The organism is Nosocomiicoccus sp. HMSC067E10 (assembly GCF_001810835.1).
GTDB lineage: Bacteria > Bacillota > Bacilli > Staphylococcales > Salinicoccaceae > Nosocomiicoccus > Nosocomiicoccus ampullae_A.
Window position 1 is genome coordinate 1 of sequence record NZ_KV802779.1, and the last position, 3,360, is coordinate 3,360.

Annotated in this window: 2 protein-coding genes and 1 pseudogene; 1 reads left to right on the top strand and 2 read right to left on the bottom strand. The window is 36.0% G+C overall.

All coding sequences use genetic code 11. The features are described 5' to 3' along the window. The first annotated feature begins 594 nt into the window (after positions 1 to 594). Positions 595 to 2,208 carry a BCCT family transporter gene (locus HMPREF2767_RS07885; RefSeq protein WP_371440765.1) on the top strand — a complete coding sequence of 538 codons (1,614 nt, stop codon included), beginning with the start codon at positions 595 to 597 and terminating at the stop codon, positions 2,206 to 2,208. 46 nt (positions 2,209 to 2,254) lie between these two features. Here the strand turns inward: HMPREF2767_RS07885 and HMPREF2767_RS07890 are convergent, their stop codons facing one another. Further along, the gene (locus tag HMPREF2767_RS07890; RefSeq protein ID WP_148129012.1) at positions 2,255 to 3,196 is read right to left on the bottom strand and encodes an IS3 family transposase; all 942 of its coding nucleotides are present in this window, start codon (positions 3,194 to 3,196) and stop codon (positions 2,255 to 2,257) included. Next, positions 3,127 to 3,360: pseudogene (locus HMPREF2767_RS08795) on the bottom strand (hypothetical protein); the annotation flags it as partial. The gene HMPREF2767_RS07890 and the pseudogene HMPREF2767_RS08795, both read right to left, overlap by 70 nt.

The window sequence follows — 3,360 nt, forward strand, 5'->3', positions numbered from 1 at the left end:
TTAAGTGGCTAGGTTGATTATAAAATCTTCCAATATTTTTTAATAATAAAATAGTATGCTATTATATAAGTATATAAATCAGAATTTTTAAAAAACATATTATTAAGGAGATGATTTCGATTTTTAATTTTTATTATCTAATCAGCAGTATTATTTATCTCATCATTTTAACTTTCGCTCATTATTCATCGCCTGAAGGTATAAAACCTTCGTTTTACATACCTGTTACAATAATTTTTATGTTAATTATTTTATTACTACATAACAAAAATAAGCATCAAGGAAGAGAATAAAAATATATGAAAGCCAAATGTTATCTACAGATCCATATATTTTCGAGCAAAATGGTTTAACGCTAGAAGAATAAAACACGTGTGTCTCACCATAGAGACGCACGTGTTTTTTTGTGTTCTTTTCGACTCACGTGCATACAAATGCACGGTCGCCGTATATATTTGGATATTTATAATATTATCATATCGAAATGTAAGGTGTGATGCTTTAAAAAAGAATAAAATAAGAGTTCTTCTTGACTCACCAGATGTTAAATGTCTTATAATAGTATGTTATAAAATTACAAAAGGAGAGAAAATTTTGACGGATAATGAAGGCAAACGGTTAACAAATGTATTTAAAGTCTCTGTAGTAGTCGTCCTTCTGCTTGTATTGATAGGTGTATTTTTCCCAAAGGAGTTTGGAAATATTGCTGGAAAAATAGCGAATGCAATTTCAGTCAATCTCGGCTGGTACTATATGATTATTATGACAGGATTTATCTTTTTCTGTATCTTTTTATCGCTCAGTCCTATCGGAAAATTAAAGCTCGGTAAGCCCGATGAAAAGCCAGAATTCAGGACGATTTCTTGGTTAGCGATGTTATTTAGTGCAGGAATGGGAATTGGTTTAGTGTTCTATGGTGCGTCTGAACCAATTAGTCACATGGTGAATCCTTCAACAGGTGAAGGTGGAAAAGATCAAGCACTCGAAGCAATGCGTGCGACGATCATGCACTGGGGGATTCACGCTTGGGCAGCGTACGGAGTAGTTGCGCTTGCATTAGCTTATGCAGCATTTCGTAAAGAGGAGAATGGTCTAATCTCTAAAACATTACGTCCAATCTTTGGAGATAAGGTGGATGGATGGCTCGGAACAATCATTGATGTTCTCGCAGTCTTCGCCACAGTCGTTGGTGTTGCGGTCTCTCTTGGTGTCGGTACACTTCAAATTAACGGGGGACTCACGTACTTATTTGGAATTCCAAACGGTTTCTCCATTCAACTTATCATTATTATTATTGTTACAATTCTCTTTTTACTCAGTGCATATACAGGGTTATCTAAAGGGATTCAATTGTTAAGTAATACTAATATGGTGCTTGCAGGAATTTTATTTTTAATCGTATTAATTGTAGGTCCTACACTTGCGATTTTCACAATGATGACTACGTCAACGGGGGTCTATTTACAAGAATTTATGTATCAAACTTTAGACTCAGGTTTTAATAACCCTCAGAAATCTCAATGGTTGCAAGACTGGACGATTTACTACTGGGGTTGGTGGTTAAGCTGGACGCCATTCGTAGGTGTATTTATTGCACGTGTGTCTCGAGGGCGTACAATTCGAGAATTCGTCCTAGCAGTTATGCTCGTACCAACATTAATTGCGATTGTTTGGTTTAGTGTATTTGGTACGACAGGAATGAACATCGCATTACAATTCCCAGGGATAGCAGAACTTGCACCAGAAGAGCAACTATTTGCGATATTCGATAAGCTACCACTTGGTACGTTACTATCGGTGATTGCGATTTTCCTAGTTGCAGTATTCTTTATAACGAGTGCAGACTCAGCCACATTCGTTCTCGGTATGCAGACATCTAATGGATCATTACAACCATCTACAATCATGAAAGTCATATGGGGTATTTCTTTATCTGCAATTGCAGTTGTATTACTACTTGCAGGGGGAGAAGAAGCACTCAGTGCGATTCAGTCTGCTGCGATTATTGCCGCATTACCGTTTAGTGTCGTCATAATTTTAATGGTAATTGCATTCTTTAAAGATGCAAATAACGAACGTAAATATCTCGGTCTAACAATTCGTCCAGACGAGAAGCAGATGAAAGAGTATCTATCAAGAACGCCACAAGAGCATAGTCAAGATATATTAGACTATATCGATGAAACAAGCGACCAAAAAGGTATATAAAAGGAATCACCATATGATGTGCTACCCAAAAGTTGGACTTTTGGAATTAAGCAGATTGTAAGGTATGTTTCCTGAATTCTTCAGGAGACATGCCTTTTAATTTTAGCTTAATTCTATCTTTATTATAGTATCTAATATATTCATGTACTGCGATTTCTAATGCTTCATATGTCTTGAACACTTCTCCATAAAACATTTCTTGCTTTAATAAACCGAAAAAATTCTCCATCGGTGAGTTATCTAAACAATTTCCTTTACGTGACATACTCATTGTTGCACCATATTCTGTTATGGTATTTCCCCAACTACTATGCTGATAATGAAACCCTTGATCCGAGTGAACCATTAATTGATTTAAATCATTTCTATGTCGTTCAAACGCCTGTTTTAACGGTTGAATTGCGATATCTAAGCTCGGTGAACGACTAACCTTATATGCGATAATTTCAGAGTTATAACAGTCCATAATTGTTGATAGGTATAATTTCTTGCCTTTGATCGGTAACGCAAACTCTGTGATATCTGTGACCCATAGTTGATTGAATGTCTTCGGACTAAATTTACGGTTCACGCTATTTGGAGCAATTTTCCCAACTGTCCCTTTGTATGAGCTGTAACGTGTTCTCGATTTGTTTTTGAATTTTTGACACAGTAAATTATAGGTTTTCATAATACGTAACAAGCGCTTATGATTCACCACAATTTGTTCTCTGTTTTCGAGTATTGCTTTGATTCTTCTATATCCGTATCGACCTTTATGTTTTGATACAATCTCTTTAATTTTTTCTACTAGCCATTGATCTTTCTGTTTCTGATCATCCATATGTTTTATCCAGTAGTAATATACAGACTTTGGTAGCTTCAACACCGTTAGGATTTCCTTCAGCGTATAAGTTGTCTCTTGCCTTACCTCAAGCGCTACTTTCGTTTTTTGTCTGTTGGATCTGTCGGTAAGGCGTTCAACTTTTTTAGAATGATATTTTCCAATTCTTTCATTCTAAGTTCTTCTCTTAAACGTTCTAGCTCTTCGCGTTCTGTTTCATTAAGTGGCTCACTCTTTGATACTTGTTTTTGCTTATTTTCATTCTTAGACATATGTTTTCTTGGTCTCCCTTGCTTACCCTCTAGAGCAGCCGGACCACCTGCTTGTAA